Source organism: Achromobacter sp. ESBL13, assembly GCF_036668755.1.
Taxonomy (GTDB): domain Bacteria; phylum Pseudomonadota; class Gammaproteobacteria; order Burkholderiales; family Burkholderiaceae_B; genus Achromobacter.
Map to the genome: position 1 here is coordinate 25,396 of NZ_JAZEVT010000004.1, position 16,386 is coordinate 41,781.

The following is a 16,386-nucleotide window of genomic DNA, read 5'->3' on the forward strand; positions in this document are numbered from 1 at the left end:
TCACTGGACAGCCTGGATCTTCGCGACCAGGTCTTTCATTTCGGGCGTGGTGACAAAGCGGTCGTACACCGGCTTCATCGCACCCTGGAAAGACGCCTTGTCCACGTCCACGATCTGCGAACCGGCCTTCTCGACCACGGCTCGCGACTTCTGTTCGCGCTCGTCCCACAGCTTGCGCATGAACGGCACGGATTCGCGCGCGGCCTGGCGCAGGATCTTCTGGTCCTCGGGCGCCAGCTTGTCCCATTGGCGCTTGGAAAAGATCAGGATCTCCGGCGTCATGGTGTGTTCGGTCAGCGCGTAGTACTTGGCGACCTCGTAGTGATGCGCGCTTTCATAGCTGGGAAAGTTGTTTTCGGCGGCGTCCACCAGCCCCGTCTTCAAAGACGTATAAACCTCGCCCATCGGCATCGGCGTGGCGTTGCCGCCCATGGCCTCGACCATGGCGACGGACAGGTCCGACTGCTGCACGCGGATCTTCATGCCCTTGGCGTCGGCCAGCGTCTTGACGGGCTTGTTGCGCGTGTACATCGAACGCGAGCCGCTGTCGTACCAGGCCAGCCCGACAAAGCCGGCGGCCTCGCAAGAACGCAGAATCTGATCGCCGATGTCGCTGTCCAGCACTTTGTGCAGATGTTCTTTTGAACGGAACAGGAACGGCAGCGACGGCACGCGCGTGGTCTGGCAGATGTTGTGCATGGCGGCGCTGGATACTCGCGCCATGGCCAGCGCGCCAAGCTTGACCTGTTCGATCGAATCGTCTTCATTGCCCAGCGCACCGCCCGCATAGACCTTGACGGTGATGCGGCCGTTGGTGCGTTGCTTGACCAGCTCTCCGAACTGGCGCACGGCCTGCACGGTGGGATAGTCGTCGGGGTGGATGTCGGCGGATCGCAGCTCGGCCGCGTCAGCAAGGGGAACAAGGGTCAGCAAGGCAGCCGCCGCCAGGATGGCGCGGGTCAGGGTGGGGCGCAGCATGTCTACCTCCGGTTGGAGTACGGCGTTTTGTTATGGGCCAGAACGGCCTGAAAGCTCTTCGTGTACAGACCTACGTTGCATGGGGCGCGTCAAGGCCGCCCCGGTCGGGTGCTAACCGGCGCTTGCGGTTTCCTCCAGGCCCCGCGCGCCGGGGCGCAGGGCAAACACGGCGCCGTCCAGGGCGCCGGGGGCGGCGTCGGGGGGGCGTATCGACGTGATGAAAAGGGTGTCCATGCCCGCGCCGCCAAAGGCGCACATGGCGACCTTGCGGGCGGGAACGGAGTAGGTCTGGTCCAGCCGGCCGTCGGGCGTGTAGCGGTAAACGCGGCCGGCGTCGTTGCCGCAGATCCAGTAGCCACCGTCGGCATCGACCGCGGCGCCATCGGGGCGGCCGGCGGGCAAGGCGGCGATGAACGGGCGGCGGTTGTGGGGCGTGCCGCTGCCCACGTCGTAATCAAATGCCCAGACCATGGCGCGCGACGGGTGGGAATCGGACAGGTACATCGTCTTGCCGTCCGGGCTGAATGCCAGGCCATTGGGCACGATCAAATCGTCCACCAGCACGGTCAGACCGCGCGCGTCGGGGTCATGGCGATACAGGCGGCCGGCCGCTAGCGCGCGGCCCATGTCCATCACCATCGTGCCCGCCACGAAGCGGCCTTGCCGATCATTGCGGCCATCGTTAAAACGCATGCCGGGCGCGGGGTGTGCCACCTGCGCAAGCAGGCGCGGGCGGCACGGCGCTTCAGGCAGCAGCGCGTCGCATTCGTACACGCCATCTTCCATCGCCAACAGCCAGCCCGCGCCGCGCGGCGCGATGCAGCCGGCCATCCGCGGCAGCGCCCATTGCGCGAATTCGCCGCTGGCGGGGGACCAGCGCCACAGGGTTTTGTTGGGGATGTCGGTCCAGGTGTAGGCCTGGTCGCTCGCGCGCCAGACCGGACTTTCTCCGACGCCGCACAGCATGTCTCCAACGCGTTCGGCGATTGCGGGCATGGGCGCGCCTACTTGGTGGAAACCGGGGGGAAGGGGAATGGGCCGGCCGTGACGAACGCGCCGCCCTGGTAGCGCGCAACCGGATCGTCGGCAGCCAGCGGCGGCTGCGCCTCGACCCGCGCGCGGAAAACCTCTGAGGAGTCCTTGGGCACAAAGCCCAGTACCTTCGCGGCATCGTCGCGCCACCAGCTGTCTCGGTTGGCGGACGCGCCATAGACGATCAGGTGCCCGACGTCGGGCGTGAACAGCGCGCGCGTGACCAGGTCGGTCAGGTCGTCGTAGCTGAGCCAGGTGACCAGCATGCGGCGGTCTTTGGGTTCGGGAAACGACGAACCGATGCGCAGGCACACGGTTTCGATGCCGTAGCGGTCGAAGTAAAAGCGCGACAAATGTTCGCCATAGGCTTTGGACAGGCCGTAATAGCCGTCGGGGCGCAACGGCACGTTGGCGTCCAGTTGCTGGCCCTGTTCGTAAAAGCCGATGACGTGGTTGGAACTGGCGAACACCACGCGGCGCACGCCGTGCACCCGGGCGGCTTCGTACAGGTTGTAGACGCCCTGGATGTTGGCCGGAAGAATCTGTTCGAACGGGCGTTCGACCGATACACCGCCCAGGTGCACGATGGCATCCACGCCCTGCACCAGCGACGACACGGCGGCGGCGTCGGCCAGATCGCAGGGGACGGCTTCTTCGCCGTCGCCCGCGGCGGCCATGGGCGCCACGTCGGAAATGCGCAGCAGGTCGGTGTGGACTTTGAGTCGGGGACGGAGTACTTGTCCCAGGCCACCGGCGGCGCCGGTGAGTAATAGACGCGGGCAGCGGGTGGTCGCTGGCGGCGGGTTGACGGTTCTGCTCATGTCGCAACGCTCGGTAGAAGGTGCGGAGTGGGAACGTATCTGGTACGTTGTCGTACAACTTGCGCAAAGTATAATTAGCCGCAAATTTCAGCGTCAAGCCTTTGTACTCATTTTCGGATTAACCCTGATGAACGCTCCTGTCGATACTCCTGTCTTGCCGCAGCGTCGTCCCCGGAATCTGGCTCAAGGCTTGGTCGAGAGCATCTCCGAACGCATACGCAGTGGCGAAATCCGCCCTGGTGACAAGCTGCCCACCGAATCAGAGATCATGCGTCAGTTTGGCGTCAGCCGAACCGTTGTGCGCGAGGCGCTGTCGCGCTTGCAGGCCTCGGGCCTGGTTGAAACGCATCACGGCGTCGGCACGTATGCGCTGGAGCCCAGCGGCAGCGTCGACTTTCGCGTCGACCCGGCCGACATCGCCACAGTGCGCGACGTGCTGGTGCTGCTGGAGCTGCGTATCTGCCTGGAAAGCGAGGCCGCGGGCCTTGCCGCCATCCGGCGCAGCGACGTGCAGTTGCAGGAAATGCGACGCGCGCTGGACTTGTTCAAAGCCGCGCTGGACGTCGGCGGCGATACGATCACGCCCGACTTCCAATTCCATCTGCTGGTGGCGCAGTCCACCGACAACCGGTATTTCGCGGACCTGATGTCGCACCTGGGGTCCGCCATCATTCCACGCACCCGCATCAATTCCGCCAAATTCGCGCACGAAGACCGCGCGGCCTACCTGGCCCGCGTGAACCTGGAACACGAAGACATCTACAGCGCGATCATGCGCCAGGATGCGGAAGCCGCGCGCGCGGCCATGCGCACGCATCTAAGCAACAGCCGCGAGCGCCTGCGGCGCGCGCAGTAAACAGACGGGTCCCGCACAAGCCCGTACGGGACGCCGCCCGCGCGGCGTAGCGCGAAATACGATGTCGTACAACGTTTAAGCCACTGCGGGCCGTTGAGAGCCGTCGCGAACCGTTGCGAATCTCGCGGCCGCGTACGCAAAACCGCGTTAATCTTTGCCCGTTTTCACTTCGGACACGAGACGGCATGGTTTTGCTCGGCATCAACAGCGGCATTCTTTCATCACCGGTGGCGAACGCGCTTCGCCCCTTGCGGAGGGCCGCCGCATGCGTCGCCTGACACTTCGATTCATCCTGGCCGTCCTGGTGCTGCTGACCTTGTCGCGGCTGGGGCTGTCATTCTGGATGTGGGACCGCGTACAGGCAGCCGGCGGTTTGTGGCCGGTGCTGCTGGGCGGGCTGCGCATCGACGTTTGCCTGTTGTCCATGGTGATTGCGTTGCCCGCGGTGCTGTCGCCGTGGTTTGGGCATCGCCCGCTGGCCGCGACTATTACCGCGTGGTGGTTCCGCATCTGGTGGATGCTGTATGTGCTGCTGGAAGTGTCCACGCCGCAGTTCATCGCGGAATACGACACGCGGCCGAACCGGCTGTACTTCATTTACCTGCTCAATCCCAAGGAAGTGGGGTCGATGCTGTGGCAGGGCTACAAGGGTGTGCTGCTGGCAGCGTTTGTGGTGCTGGTGGTGGCCGCATGGCTGGCGTTCAAGCTGTTTCCGACGCGATCGCGCGATGGGTTCATGGCGTGGTGGAAGCGGCCGATTGCATCCTTTGTCATCCTGGCGCTGGTGGTGCTGGGCGCGCGCGGCACGTTGGAGCATCGCCCCATCAACCCCGCCAAGGTGGCGTTCAGTTCAGATTCCATGGTGAACGCGTTGGCGCTGAATTCGCTGTACAGCGTGTTCGACGCGGCCTATCGCATGCGCGACGAACGGTCGTCGGCCGCGATGTATCCACGGATGCCCGTGGACCAGATGAACGCCATCGTGCGCGAGAAAGCCGGCCTGACCGGCGCGCCGCTGGATGCGCGCTATCCCAGCCTGCACGAGCAAAAAGCCACCGTGCGGCGCGACAAGCCGCTGAACGTGGTGATCATCTTGCAGGAAAGCCTGGGCGCGCAGTACGTGGGCAGCCTGGGCGGGCGTGACCTGACGCCCAATATCGACCGCCTGTCCAAGGAAGGCTGGATGTTTCATCGCGCCTACGCCACCGGCACGCGCTCGGTGCGCGGCATCGAAGCGGTGACGGCGGGCTTCCTGCCCAGCGTGGCCGACGCGGTGGTCAAGCTGCCGCGTTCGCAAACCGGCTTTTTCACGCTGGCGCAGGTGCTGGGCAAGCATGGCTACCACTCGCGCTTCGTGTATGGCGGCGAGTCGCACTTTGACAATATGCGCGCGTTCTTCCTGGGCAACGGCTTTGATGAAGTCGTGGACCGACCCAAGTTCGTGAACCCGGTTTTCGAAGGGTCATGGGGCGCGTCCGACGAAGACATGTTCAACCAGGTAGACCGCCTGCTGCGCGCGGACGGCGACAAGCCGGTCTTCACGCTGGCGTTTTCGGTGTCGAACCATTCGCCTTGGGAATACCCCGAAGGTCGCATCAAGCCGGTGGGCGACCCGGCCACGGTGGATAACACGGTGCGATACGCCGACTGGGCGTTGGGGCAGTTCTTTGAAAAGGCGAGGCAGGCGCCGTACTGGGACAACACCGTGTTTCTGGTGATTGCCGATCACGATTCCCGCGTGTATGGGTCGATACCGGTGCCGGTACGCCACTTCCAGATTCCCGCGCTGTTCCTGGGCGCGGGCATTGCGCCGCGCCAGGATGAGCGCCTGGTCAGCCAGATCGACATGGCGCCCACGCTGCTGTCGCTGATCGGCCTGGACAACGTCAACCCGATGCTGGGCGCCGACCTGACCCAACGCGATCCGAACCGCGCAATGATGCAGTACGCGGACAACTTCGGTTATTTGCAGGGCGACAAGCTGCTGGTGCTGGAGCCGCAGAAAGCGCCGCGCGAATTCCGATACGAAGCGGCGCCGGTGGGCAAGGATGAAGTCTATGCGCCGGTCGAGCCCGCGGACCCGGCGTTGACCGAAGAAGCGCTAGCGCATGCGTTGTGGGCAAGCTGGGTTTACCGCGAAGAAAAATACCGGCTGCCTTGATGGCGCTTTGATGCCCTGATGCCTTGGCAACGGCGGCATGAAATAACGAAAGGCCGCCCGGTAAACGGAGCGGCCTTTCTTGTTTTTGACGATGAGCCACGCGCGGCGCAGCAGGTGCGTGATCCTTGTGCCGCGCGGGGTCTGCCTAGGAGCTTGCGTTACAGCTTGGCCGGCAACACCACGCCGGAGGCTTCACCGAAGCCGATCTTCGGATAGCCCGCCTTCTGGCAAGCGGCGCGCATGATGATCTGGTCGCCGTCTTGCAGGAACGTGCGTTTCTCGCCCCAGGGCAGGTCGATCGGCGTCTTGCCGCCTTGGCTCAGTTCCAGCAGCGAGCCGGCTTCCGACGGCTGCGGGCCGGACAGCGTGCCCGTGCCCAGCATGTCGCCCGGTTGCAGGTTGCAGCCGTTCACCGTGTGGTGCGTGATCAACTGCGCCACGTTCCAGTAGGCGTCACGGAAGTTGCTGCGCGACAGCGTGACCGGCGGCGCCTTGGCCTCGCGCGACTGCGCGGTGGTCATCAGCACTTCCAGCTGCACGTCGTAGGCGCCCTTGGCGCGGTTCGCGTCCGAGGCCAGATACGGCATCGGCTGCGGTTCGGCCGGGCCGCGGTTGTACTGCGTGCGGAAGGGCTCCAGCGCCTCCATCGTGACGATCCACGGCGAAATCGTCGATGCGAAGTTTTTCGACAGGAAGGGGCCCAGCGGCTGGTATTCCCAAGCCTGGATGTCGCGCGCGGACCAGTCGTTCAGGATGCACAAGCCAAAGACGTGCTGGTCGGCATCGGCCAGGTCGATGCGGTCGCCCTGGGTGTTGCCGGTGCCCACGAAGATGCCCAGTTCAAGCTCATAGTCCAGGCGGGCGCACGGGCCGAACTGCGGCGTGTCGCCTTCGTTGGCCGGGCGGGTCTGGCCCACGGGGCGCGGAAATTTCTGGTCGACGCCGATGCTGGAAGCGCGGCCGTGGTAGCCGATGGGCACCCACTTGTAGTTGGGCAGCAGCGGGTTGTCAGGGCGGAATTGCTTGCCGATGGCGGTGGCGTGGTGCACCGAGATGTAGAAGTCGGTGTAGTCGCCGATGCGCGCGGGCGTGGTGTGCTCGGCGTCGGCTTGCGGCACCAGCAGCGGTTCGACAGTGGCTCGCAGCGCGGCGCCTTCGCGCAAGGCGCGCGACAGCGCCAATCGCAGGGCGCTCCAGTGGGCATGGCCCAGCGCCATCAACGCATTCAGGCTGTCGCTGTTGCAGGCGGCCATGGCGTCGGCGGCCGGGCCTTCAAACGGCTTCAGTGCGGCCAGCGCTGCCAGGTCCAGGATCTGGTCGCCAATGGCCACGCCGGGCCGGAACGATTCGTTCGTGCCCTTGCGGCGGAAGGTGCCATAGGGCAGATTTTGCACCGGGAAATCGGACGTGTCGGTGTTGGCGCTGGCAACCCAGCTTTTCAAGGACGGGTCGTGGGTTTCGTTGATGGTGGTGGTCATGGCTGCGTGTCTCGTTGATGTGTGTGTGTGGATGGCCGTAAACCGGATGAAGACGGGTGGGCGTGCGCCAAAAGCAGAGGGCAGTGCGAAGTGCCAATGCCAAATGCCAATGCCAAATGCCAATGCCAAATGCCAATGCCAAATGCCAATGCCAAACGGCGATGCGCCTGCGCGCATCGCCGTGAGCGTGGATCAGCGAAAGTTCGCCGTCACGCCTTGTTGGGGTTGAAGTGCTTCACGATGCCCTGCCAGCAGCGGTAGTAGTCGTTCTGCAATTGCCCCGAGGCCAGCGCCTGCGCGGTCGGACGGATCACCCGGCGCGTTTCAAACATGAACGCCATCGTATCGCGGATGTAGTGCGCGCTGTGCGTATCGGCGTGCGACGCTTTTTCAAACGTTTCGGCGTCGGGGCCGTGGCCGCTCATGCAGTTGTGCAGGCTGGCGCCGCCGGGTGCAAAGCCTTCGGCCTTGGCGTCGTACACACCTTGGATCAGACCCATGAATTCGCTGGCGACGTTGCGGTGGAACCAGGGCGGGCGGAAGGTGTCTTCCATGGCCAGGATGCGCGGCGGGAAAATCGCGAAGTCCATGTTGGCCGTGCCCGGGGTGTCGGACGGCGCGGTCAGCACCGTGAAGATCGACGGGTCCGGATGGTCGAAGCTGATCGACCCGATCGCGTTGAAGTGGCGCAGGTCGTACTTGTACGGCGCGTGCGTGCCGTGCCAGGCCACCACGTCCAGCGGCGAATGGTCGATCGGGGCGCGCCAGAAGCCGCCGGTGAATTTGGCGATCAGTTCGAAGTCGCCTTCGATGTCTTCGTACCAGGCCACCGGCGTCTTGAAGTCGCGGGCGTTGGCCAGGCAGTTAGAGCCAATCGGGCCAAGCTCGGGCAGGCGCAGCGCCGCGCCGAAGTTCTCAAGCATGTAGCCGCGCGCCTCGGCGTCCAGCAACTCGACGCGAAAGCGCACGCCGCGCGGGATCACGGCAATTTCCAGCGGTTCCAGGTCGATCAGCCCCAGCTCGGTGGCCAGGCGCAGACGGCCTTGTTGCGGCACCAGCAGCAGTTCGCCATCGGCGTTGTAGAAGTAGCGCCCCTGCATGGACTTGTTAGCCGCGTACAGGTGGATGGCGACGCCGCCCTGCTCGTCGGGGCCGCCGTTGCCGCCCCAGGTCTGCACGCCTTCCAGAAAGTCGGTGGGCGCGTCGGGAATCGGCAGCGGGCTCCAGCGCAGCTGGTCGGGCGTGACCGGGCCATGGCCGAACGTGCTTTCCCAGCGGGCAGCGCCGGCAAACGGTTCAAACGGTTTGTGCTGCGCGCCCGGGCGAATGCGGTACAGCCACGAACGGCGGTTTTCATTGCGGGGGGCGGTGAAGGCCGTGCCGGACAGTTGTTCGGCATACAGGCCATACGGGCACTGCTGGGGCGAATTGCGGCCCACGGGTAGCGCGCCGGGCAAAGCCTCGGTGGCGCAGTCGTTGCCGAAACCGGTCAGGTATTGCAGTTCCATGGAATCCTCCTGTGGCGGCGCGGTGCATGGCCGCGCGTTCGGTATGGGGTGCCGCGGTTCCAACCGGCGGCGATCCGTCATTGTCGGAAAAACCCCCCGATATGGCTACGGGAATGCAAAAATACAGACTATAAATTTTGTGAATAGTAGAAAGGGGGCGGCATGGCCGAACTGCGCAACGTCGATTTGAATCTGCTGATCTTGTTCCAGCACTTGCTGGAAGACCGCAGCCTGTCGGCGGTGGCGCGCCGCATGGACCTGACGCAGCCCGCCGTCAGCAACGCGCTGCGCCGCCTGCGCGACGCCTTTGGCGATGAACTGTTTGTGCGTACCGGCCAGGGCATGCTGCCCACACCGCGCGCGCAGCGCCTGGCGGGGCCCGTCAGCGAGGCGCTGACCATGCTGACGCAGGCGTTGCAAGACCAGGACGTGTTCGATGCCGCAACCAGCAGCCGTCGCTTTCGCGTGGCGATGACGGACGTGGGCGAAATTCATTTCATGCCTCGCCTGATGGAGGTCTGCGTGCAGGTGGCGCCGCAGGTGCGCATCGATTCGGTGCGGGTCCAGGGGCCGGACCTGCCGCGCGAGATGGAATCGGGCCGGGTCGATCTGGCGATCGGGGCGTTTGATGAAATGGGGGCGGGCACGTTGCAGCGCATGCTGTTTCGTCAGGGCTACGCTACCTTGTTCCGGCAAGCGCACCCGACGGCGCATGCGGGCATGGGCATCAAGGCATTTCGCGCCGAACGCCACCTGATTGTGTCGCGCGCCGCGCCTTACGGGCAGGTGAACCAGTCGATGGAGCGCGCGGGCATCGTGCTGGCCGAGCACTTCAGCGTGCCGCATTTTTCCGCCGTGCCCTACATCGTCAGCGCCACGGATCTGCTGGCAACCGTGCCAGAAAAGCTGGCGGCCAGCGCGGCGCCGCCTTTCGGCCTGCGCTTCATGACGCCACCGGTGAAGGTGCCCGCCCTGCAGACGAATCTATATTGGCAACGCCGCGTTGACCGGGACAGCGGCAATCAGTGGCTGCGTGCGCTGATCGTGGATACGTTCGGCGTGGGCGGGGGGCGCTAGGCGGGTGGTGGCGCGCCGCTACGCGCGTTCCACCACCGACGCGCGGGCCTGCTGCAATGCCTCGCGCAGCAGCGCCACGTCGCCCAGGTGGTTGGCCAGCAGCAGGATTAGCGCGGCGTTCAGTTCCTGGCTTTGCTCGTTGCTTAAATCGCGGTGCGTTTCGATCAACGCTTCGTAGAAGTCGTCGGGCGCGCTCAGGTTGGTTTCGGTAATCAGCATGATGGGATGACCTTTGTATTCATGCGTGGCCCGTGGCCCGCTTGACGGCGGCTGCGACCGCGTCGGCGTTGAAGGCGCGCCAGCGCGCGGCGATGTGCTGATCGGGGCGGATCAGGTAGGCCGTGCCCGCTTGCGCGTCGTAACGCTTGGCCAGGCAACCTTCCACGTCCGTCACCACGGGCAGGTCGGCAGCCAGGTTAGAAGCGTCGCATTGCGCATCCAACACCAGCACCGTCTTGACGGGCACCGCGCCCATGCGCATCGCTTGCAACGCCAACTGCGTGTCGCGATCGGGCAGTGCGTTGCCGCAGAACAGGGCCAGCACGAAGCCACTGTCCAGCTGCGCCAGCCACCAGTCCTTGTCGCCGTTCTGCGTCACCGGCGCATCCAGCGCGACGGCGCCGGGCACCATGCGGCCCGCGAACGCGTCCGTATCGGGCGTATTCAGCGGCGACGCGGCATACGTTGCGGGTAGCGACAGGCGGCCGCTATTCACCAGTGAACGGGCGAACGGATGCGTCTTGGCCAGGTTCAACACGGCGTTGCGGAAGCTGCGGCTGATGTCGCTCTTGGGCGTGATGAAATCCGTGGCGCGCGACGAATTCAGGATGTTCTCGTCGGCGGCGTATTCGCGTTCAACACTGTAGCTGTCGATCAGCGCATCGGGGGCCAGGCCCGCCAGCACCAGCTTCAATTTCCAGGCCAGGTTTTCGGCATCCTGCACGCCGCTGTTGGCGCCGCGCGCGCCGAAGGGCGAGACGCGGTGCGCGGAGTCGCCCGCGAACACGACGCGGCCATGGCGGAACTTGTCCATGCGTTCACACGCAAAGGTGTAGACGCTGACCCATTCCAGATCGAATTGCGCGTCGGGCCCGAGCAGCGCGCGGATGCGCGGCAGCACGTTTTCCGGCTTGACGGCTTCGACGGGGTCGGCATTCCAGCCCAGCTGGAAATCGATGCGCCAGACGTTGTCCGGCTGACGGTGCAGCAGTACGGATTGGTTCGGATGAAAGGGCGGATCGAACCAGAACCAGCGCTCGGTCGGGAAGTCGGCTTTCATCTTCACGTCGGCGATCAGGAAGCGGTCGCGGAAGATGCGGCCGTGGCTTTCCTGACCGATCAGCTTGCGCACGGGCGAGCGTGCGCCGTCGCAGGCCACCAGCCAGTCGGCGTGCAGCGTGTAGGCGCCTTCGGGCGTGTCGATGGTCAGGGTTACGCCGTCGTCGGTCTGTGTGACGCCGGCGACCTTGTTTTTCCAGCGCAGGTCGATGTTCGGTTCCTGGCGGGCTTGTTCGTACAGATAGCCTTCGGCGTAGTACTGCTGAAGGTTGATGAAGGCGGGGCGCCGATGGCCGGGTTCGGGCAAGAGGTCAAAGCGCCACACTTCCTGTTCACGGAAGAACACCTTGCCCACGTTCCACGACACGCCCTTGTCGATCATGCGCTGGCCGACGCCCAGGCGGTCCCAGATTTCCAGCGTGCGCTTGGAAAAGCAGATGGCGCGCGACCCGGTGGACAAGCGGTAATCGTCGTCCAGCACCACCACGCGCACGCCCTGGCGAGCCAGGTCCAGCGCGGTGGTCAGGCCGACCGGGCCGGCGCCCACCACTACCACCTGGTGGCGAGGGGCCGTGCCGGCGCTTTGGTCGGCGTGCTTTTCATAGGCGAACTCCATCGCCTGAAAGTCGATGTCTCCCACGGTTGTCTCCTGTGTGGGTCATTTTGTTTTTATGCGCGAAGCCACGCGCCGCCTTGCGACGCGCGCCTTCGGTTCTTGCTGCAATCAATCGGGCCGGGGCTGCCGGCCCGCCGGGGTCAGCCTTCCAGCTGCGCCCACATTTCCAGGTCGCGCTTGTCGGTCCAGATGCGCGGGTGCGTGTGGCCCGAAGCTTCGTCATAGGCGCGCGACACGTCGAACGGCATGCAGTGATCAAAGATGACCCAGTCGCTGTAGCGCGGCTTCATGAAGTCGTAGACCTCGCGGTAGATCGTCTTCAGGTCCTTGCCTTCAGCCACGCCGCGATTCACGGCGCCGTACAGGTCGGTCAGGAACGCGCGGGTGCCTGCCAGACCCTGGCGCACTTCGGTGGCGTTCTTGAGCGCCGGGCCGCGTCCGGGCACCATCTTTTCGGCTTCAAAGCCCGACAGCGCGTCCAGCGTGGTGGGCCAGTCGCGGAAGTAGGCGTCGCCGCAGTACGGGGTGGATTGGTATTCCACCAGGTCACCGGCAAACAGGATCTTCTGCTCGGGCAGCCAGGCGATGGTGTCGCCCTTGGTGTGGCCACGTCCCACTTGCAGCAACTTGACTTCCAGGTTGCCCAGGTTGACGGTCATTTCGCCCTTGAACGTCATCGTCGGCCAGACCAGGCCCGGCGGAATCGATTCGGCGTTGCGGAACAGGCGCGGGAAGCGGCCGATTTCGCTGGCCTTGTCCTGTTCGCCGCGTTCGACGATCAGGTCATAGGTGTCGCGGCTGGCCAGGATTTCCTGGGCGTTGTAGGCGGACGCGCCGAACACGCGCACGGCGTGATAGTGCGACAGCAGGATGTACTTGATCGGCTTGTCGGTCACTTCGCGGATGCGGCGGATGACGTCTTGCGCCATGACCGGGGTGGCCTGGGTGTCGATCACCATGACGGCCTCGTCGCCGATGATCACGCCCGTGTTGGGGTCGCCTTCGGCCGTGTAGGCATAGGCGTTGTCGGACAGTTTTTCAAACGAGACGACCTTGTCGTCCATGTCGGCGTGCGAGGCGAATTGCTTGCTCATGGAGGCTCCTTCCACTGTTATAGGAATAGTGTGTGGAAGGAATATAGCGTGGCGTTAGTGTTTGTGCAATACGTTCGCTATAAACAAATGGCCGAGGGTTTGCAGGGATTTTCCCCGGAATTTCAGGGCCTTAGGCCTAGTTCCGTTGGCATTTTGGGCAGTAGTAAGTCGCCCGCTGGCCCTGGACGAACCGCCGTATCGGGGTTTCGCACACGCGGCAGGGCCGGCCTTCGCGTTCATAGACAGCGGCGTGGATCTCGAAGTACGCGCCGGGTTCGCCGGTGGCGCCCACGTAGTCCCGCAGCGTGCTGCCGCCAGAGGTCAGGGCGTCGGCCAGCGTGGCGCGCACCATGTCGGCCAGCCGTTCGCAACGGGCCAATGACAGTTTGTTGGCAGGCGTCTTGGGGTTGATGCGCGCGCGGAACAGGCTTTCGGATGCGTAGATATTGCCCACGCCCACCACGGCCATGCCGGCCAGTAGCACCTGCTTGATGGCGGCGCCATGGTTCTTGAAATGCCGGTGCAGCCAGGCGCCGTCAAAGCGGGGGTCGAAGGGCTCGATGCCCAGCTTGGCCAGCAGCGGATGCGCGTCGATGGGGCCATCGGCATGGTCATGCCACAACACCGCGCCAAAGCGGCGGGGGTCGTGCAGGCGCAGCACCGCATCCTGGAAGATCCATTCGACATGGTCGTGCTTGCGCAGAAACTCACCAGGGGCCACGCTGCGCAGCGATCCCGACATGCCCAGATGCACGATCTGGGTGCCGTGCTCGAACCGCAGCAGCAGATACTTGCCGCGGCGGGCGCATTCCAGCACCTCGCGCCCGCCGATCTGCGTCGGCAGGTCGGCGGGGATGGGCCAGCGCATGCGGGCTTCGTGGATGACCAGTCGCAAGAGCGTCCGGCCGGTGATGACGGCGTCGATTCCTCGACGCGTGGTTTCGACTTCAGGCAGTTCCGGCATGAGCCAGTGTAAGATCATCAATTGCGTGTACGAAGATTGTGCCATCAACCGGACGGGCCGCGTGAAGTCGTCTTTCAAACAAATGAATATCGGGATCGCCGTGTTGGCGCTTGCGCTGGCAACAGGTTTTTCGCTGCCGGCCCAGGCGGCCGACAGCCGGACGCGTGATGCGACCGGGCCTCGCATGGCCCCGCAGAACCGCCAGCCGGAAACCGAGGTGATCCGCCTGCGGCCGGGTCAGTTGCCCTATGTCTCGCTGACCGCCGACATCTTCTACCGCGTCCTCGCGTCAGAAATCGCCGCCCAGCGCGGCATGTACGGCACGGCGGCCACCACCATGGTCGGCCTTGCCCGCGACACGGGCGACCCCCGCCTGGCGCGACGCGGCCTGGAGTTCCAGTTGGCCGGCGGCAATCTTGCCGGTGCGCTGGACGCCGCCCGCGTGTGGGCGCGCCTGTCTCCCAACGACGTCGAAGCCAGCTCCACCGAGCTGGCCCTGGCGGCCGCCAATGGCCAGACCAAGGGCCTGGCCCAGGCGCTGCGCAACCGCATCGACGCCTCGCGCGACAAGCCGGCCGCCATCGGCCAGGCGCTGGCCGTGCTCAGCCGCCTGAACGACCGCCGCCTGGCGCTGCGCATCCTGGACGAATCCCTGAGCGACAGCGTGCGCAAGCTGCCTGCCGCCCATCTGGCCTTGGCCGACGTGGCCTCGGCCGCGGGTGATTACGAACGCGCCACGCAGGAATCCCGGGCGGCCCTGGCCGGCGACCCGAAATCCGAAGCTGCCGCCCAGCGTCTGCTGGAATACGGCTCCAAGGTGGACCCGCAACGCGCCCAGACCGAGGCCCGCGCCTATATCAACCGCAATCCCAACGCCCGCAAGGTGCGCCTGATGCTGGCGGGCCAGTTGGCCGATAGCGGCGACTACAACGGCGCGCTGTCCGAACTGCAAGCCATGTCGCGCCGGTCGCCGGAAGACTTTGACCTGCTTTTCATGCAGGCGCAGCTGGCTTACAAGGCGGGGCAACTGCCGCAAGCCAAGACCTTGCTGCAACAGTATCTGGACGTGCAGCAGCAGCGTCAGCGCGCCACGGTGCCGGGCGCAACCGATGCCGGCGCCGCCGCGGCCGACGCGCACGTGCTGCTGTCGCGCATTGCCGAAGACCAGGGCAACTACGACGAAGCCATCCGCGAACTGGGCCGCATCGACGACCCGACGCTGCGTTATTCCGTGCAGATGCGTCAAGCCGCGTTGCGCGCCAAGAGCGGCCGCGTGGACGACGCGCTGGCCATGATCGACGCCGCCGGCCCGCAAGACGAAGAAGAGCGCACGCTGGGCGTCTTGACCAAGGCGCAGATCCTGCGCGACGCGGACCGCGTGCCGCAAGCGGTCAGCACCCTGGAAGCCGCCGACCAGGCGCTGCCGGACACCGTCGAAATCAAATACGAACTGGCGATGCTGTACGAACGCCAGAACCGCCTGGCCGATCTTGAACGCATGCTGCGCCAGGTCATCGCGCTGGACCCGGACCACGCCCACGCCTACAACGCGTTGGGCTACACGCTGGCCGACCACAACCAGCGCCTGCCCGAAGCGCTGGACCTGATCACCCAGGCGCTTGAACTGTCGCCCAACGACCCGTTCATTCTGGACAGCATGGGCTGGGTCAAGTACCGCATGGGCGAATCCGAATCCGCCGCGCAGTACCTGCGCCGCGCCTACAGCGTGCGCCCCGAAGCCGACATCGCCGCCCACCTGGCCGAAGTGCTCTGGAGCCAAGGCAAGCGCGATCAGGCCATCGAGCTGCTGCGCGTGGCGCTGATGAAAGATCCCAAGAACAAGACCGTCCAGGACGTCGTTCGGCGGCTGGGAGTCAACCTGTGATGGCTTTGGCATTGCGACGCCTGCCGGGCATGGTTGCCTGGCTGCGCCTGGCGCTCCTGACGTTGCTGGCGGCGGCGCTTGCCGCCTGCACCACCACGCCCAAACCCATTGAAGGCGCCGGCGCCGATGCGTTCTCGCGCATTGGCCGCTTTGCGATCACCGTCAACGAAGAAGGCGGCAAGCAAAACGCCGTACAGGGCGGGTTTTCGTGGTCGGACGACGGCCAGCGCTATGTGCTGGACCTGACCAACCCGTTGGGTTCAACCGAAGCGCGCGTGCAAGGGCGGCCCGGCGCGGCCACCCTGACCAAGGCTGACGGCACCCGCCTGGAAGCCGATAACCCCGATGCCCTGGCCGAAGAAGCGCTGGGCAGCAGCATGCCCGTGTCGGGCTTGCGTGACTGGCTGCGCGGCAAGTTGCCCGCCGACCCGGAAGCGTCGGAGATCGCGCGTGACGATCAGGGCCGTCCCACCGCCTTCGAGCAAGGCGGCTGGCGCGCCAACCTGTCGCGCTACGACAACCTGGGCCCGCGGATGCTGGTGCTGCAACGCCAGGAGCCGGGTCGCCGCATCATGGTTCGGCTGGTGGTCAACCAGCCGTAAACGTCCCCCGCTTTTTAGCCCGCATTTTTAGCCCGC

At 65.3% G+C, this 16,386-nt stretch carries 14 protein-coding genes; 5 read left to right on the plus strand and 9 right to left on the minus strand.

Going from position 1 to position 16,386, the window contains the following annotated elements:
- From V6F88_RS16960 to V6F88_RS16970, 3 genes are all read right to left on the minus strand, one after another.
- On the minus strand, nucleotides 1-978 hold the full coding sequence (locus V6F88_RS16960) for a TRAP transporter substrate-binding protein (protein WP_332610915.1): 978 nt from the start codon (nucleotides 976-978) through the stop codon (nucleotides 1-3).
- A gap of 111 nt (nucleotides 979-1,089) precedes the next feature.
- Nucleotides 1,090-1,974, minus strand: coding sequence for an SMP-30/gluconolactonase/LRE family protein (locus V6F88_RS16965; RefSeq protein WP_332610916.1), 885 nt, complete (start codon nucleotides 1,972-1,974; stop codon nucleotides 1,090-1,092).
- Between the two features lie 8 nt (nucleotides 1,975-1,982).
- Entirely contained in the window at nucleotides 1,983-2,831 is an 849-nt protein-coding gene (locus V6F88_RS16970) for an NAD-dependent epimerase/dehydratase family protein (protein ID WP_332610917.1), read from the minus strand.
- Between the two features lie 127 nt (nucleotides 2,832-2,958).
- Between V6F88_RS16970 and V6F88_RS16975 the strand changes: the two genes are divergently transcribed.
- Together V6F88_RS16975 and V6F88_RS16980 are read left to right on the plus strand one after the other, a co-directional pair.
- Complete coding sequence (locus tag V6F88_RS16975) at nucleotides 2,959-3,687, plus strand: FadR/GntR family transcriptional regulator (RefSeq protein WP_046805065.1); 729 nt, start codon at nucleotides 2,959-2,961, stop codon at nucleotides 3,685-3,687.
- A 265-nt stretch (nucleotides 3,688-3,952) separates the two neighbouring features.
- The gene (locus tag V6F88_RS16980; RefSeq protein WP_332610918.1) at nucleotides 3,953-5,848 is read left to right on the plus strand and encodes an LTA synthase family protein; all 1,896 of its coding nucleotides are present in this window, start codon (nucleotides 3,953-3,955) and stop codon (nucleotides 5,846-5,848) included.
- A 158-nt stretch (nucleotides 5,849-6,006) separates the two neighbouring features.
- Here V6F88_RS16980 and fahA read toward each other — a convergent pair whose 3' ends face one another.
- Nucleotides 6,007-7,326, minus strand: a complete 1,320-nt coding sequence (gene fahA / locus V6F88_RS16985; protein ID WP_332610919.1) for a fumarylacetoacetase — start codon at nucleotides 7,324-7,326, stop codon at nucleotides 6,007-6,009.
- Between the two features lie 209 nt (nucleotides 7,327-7,535).
- The gene (gene hmgA / locus V6F88_RS16990) at nucleotides 7,536-8,834 is read right to left on the minus strand and encodes a homogentisate 1,2-dioxygenase (RefSeq protein ID WP_332610920.1); all 1,299 of its coding nucleotides are present in this window, start codon (nucleotides 8,832-8,834) and stop codon (nucleotides 7,536-7,538) included.
- A 162-nt stretch (nucleotides 8,835-8,996) separates the two neighbouring features.
- On the opposite strand from hmgA, the gene V6F88_RS16995 reads away from it, so the two are divergent.
- Complete coding sequence (locus V6F88_RS16995) at nucleotides 8,997-9,911, plus strand: LysR family transcriptional regulator (protein WP_046805061.1); 915 nt, start codon at nucleotides 8,997-8,999, stop codon at nucleotides 9,909-9,911.
- An 18-nt stretch (nucleotides 9,912-9,929) separates the two neighbouring features.
- Here V6F88_RS16995 and V6F88_RS17000 read toward each other — a convergent pair whose 3' ends face one another.
- The 4 genes from V6F88_RS17000 to mutM all read right to left on the minus strand — a co-directional run bounded on the left by V6F88_RS17000 (nucleotide 9,930) and on the right by mutM (nucleotide 13,863).
- Nucleotides 9,930-10,130 (minus strand): DUF2783 domain-containing protein, encoded by a 201-nt coding sequence (locus V6F88_RS17000; protein ID WP_442880329.1) that lies wholly within the window; start codon nucleotides 10,128-10,130, stop codon nucleotides 9,930-9,932.
- Between the two features lie 19 nt (nucleotides 10,131-10,149).
- Nucleotides 10,150-11,829, minus strand: coding sequence for an FAD-dependent oxidoreductase (locus tag V6F88_RS17005; protein ID WP_332610921.1), 1,680 nt, complete (start codon nucleotides 11,827-11,829; stop codon nucleotides 10,150-10,152).
- 116 nt (nucleotides 11,830-11,945) lie between these two features.
- Nucleotides 11,946-12,899, minus strand: coding sequence for an MBL fold metallo-hydrolase (locus V6F88_RS17010; protein ID WP_046805058.1), 954 nt, complete (start codon nucleotides 12,897-12,899; stop codon nucleotides 11,946-11,948).
- Nucleotides 12,900-13,035: 136 nt separating this feature from the next.
- Nucleotides 13,036-13,863: a bifunctional DNA-formamidopyrimidine glycosylase/DNA-(apurinic or apyrimidinic site) lyase gene (gene mutM / locus V6F88_RS17015; protein ID WP_332610922.1), complete on the minus strand. Its 828-nt coding sequence runs from the start codon at nucleotides 13,861-13,863 to the stop codon at nucleotides 13,036-13,038.
- Here mutM and V6F88_RS17020 point away from each other — a divergent pair.
- Together V6F88_RS17020 and lolB are read left to right on the plus strand one after the other, a co-directional pair.
- The gene (locus V6F88_RS17020) at nucleotides 13,862-15,748 is read left to right on the plus strand and encodes a tetratricopeptide repeat protein (RefSeq protein WP_332610924.1); all 1,887 of its coding nucleotides are present in this window, start codon (nucleotides 13,862-13,864) and stop codon (nucleotides 15,746-15,748) included. The genes mutM and V6F88_RS17020 overlap by 2 nt on opposite strands.
- Nucleotides 15,748-16,350 (plus strand): lipoprotein insertase outer membrane protein LolB, encoded by a 603-nt coding sequence (gene lolB / locus V6F88_RS17025; protein ID WP_332610926.1) that lies wholly within the window; start codon nucleotides 15,748-15,750, stop codon nucleotides 16,348-16,350. The genes V6F88_RS17020 and lolB overlap by 1 nt, the downstream gene beginning before the upstream one ends.
- Nucleotides 16,351-16,386: the final 36 nt, after the last annotated feature.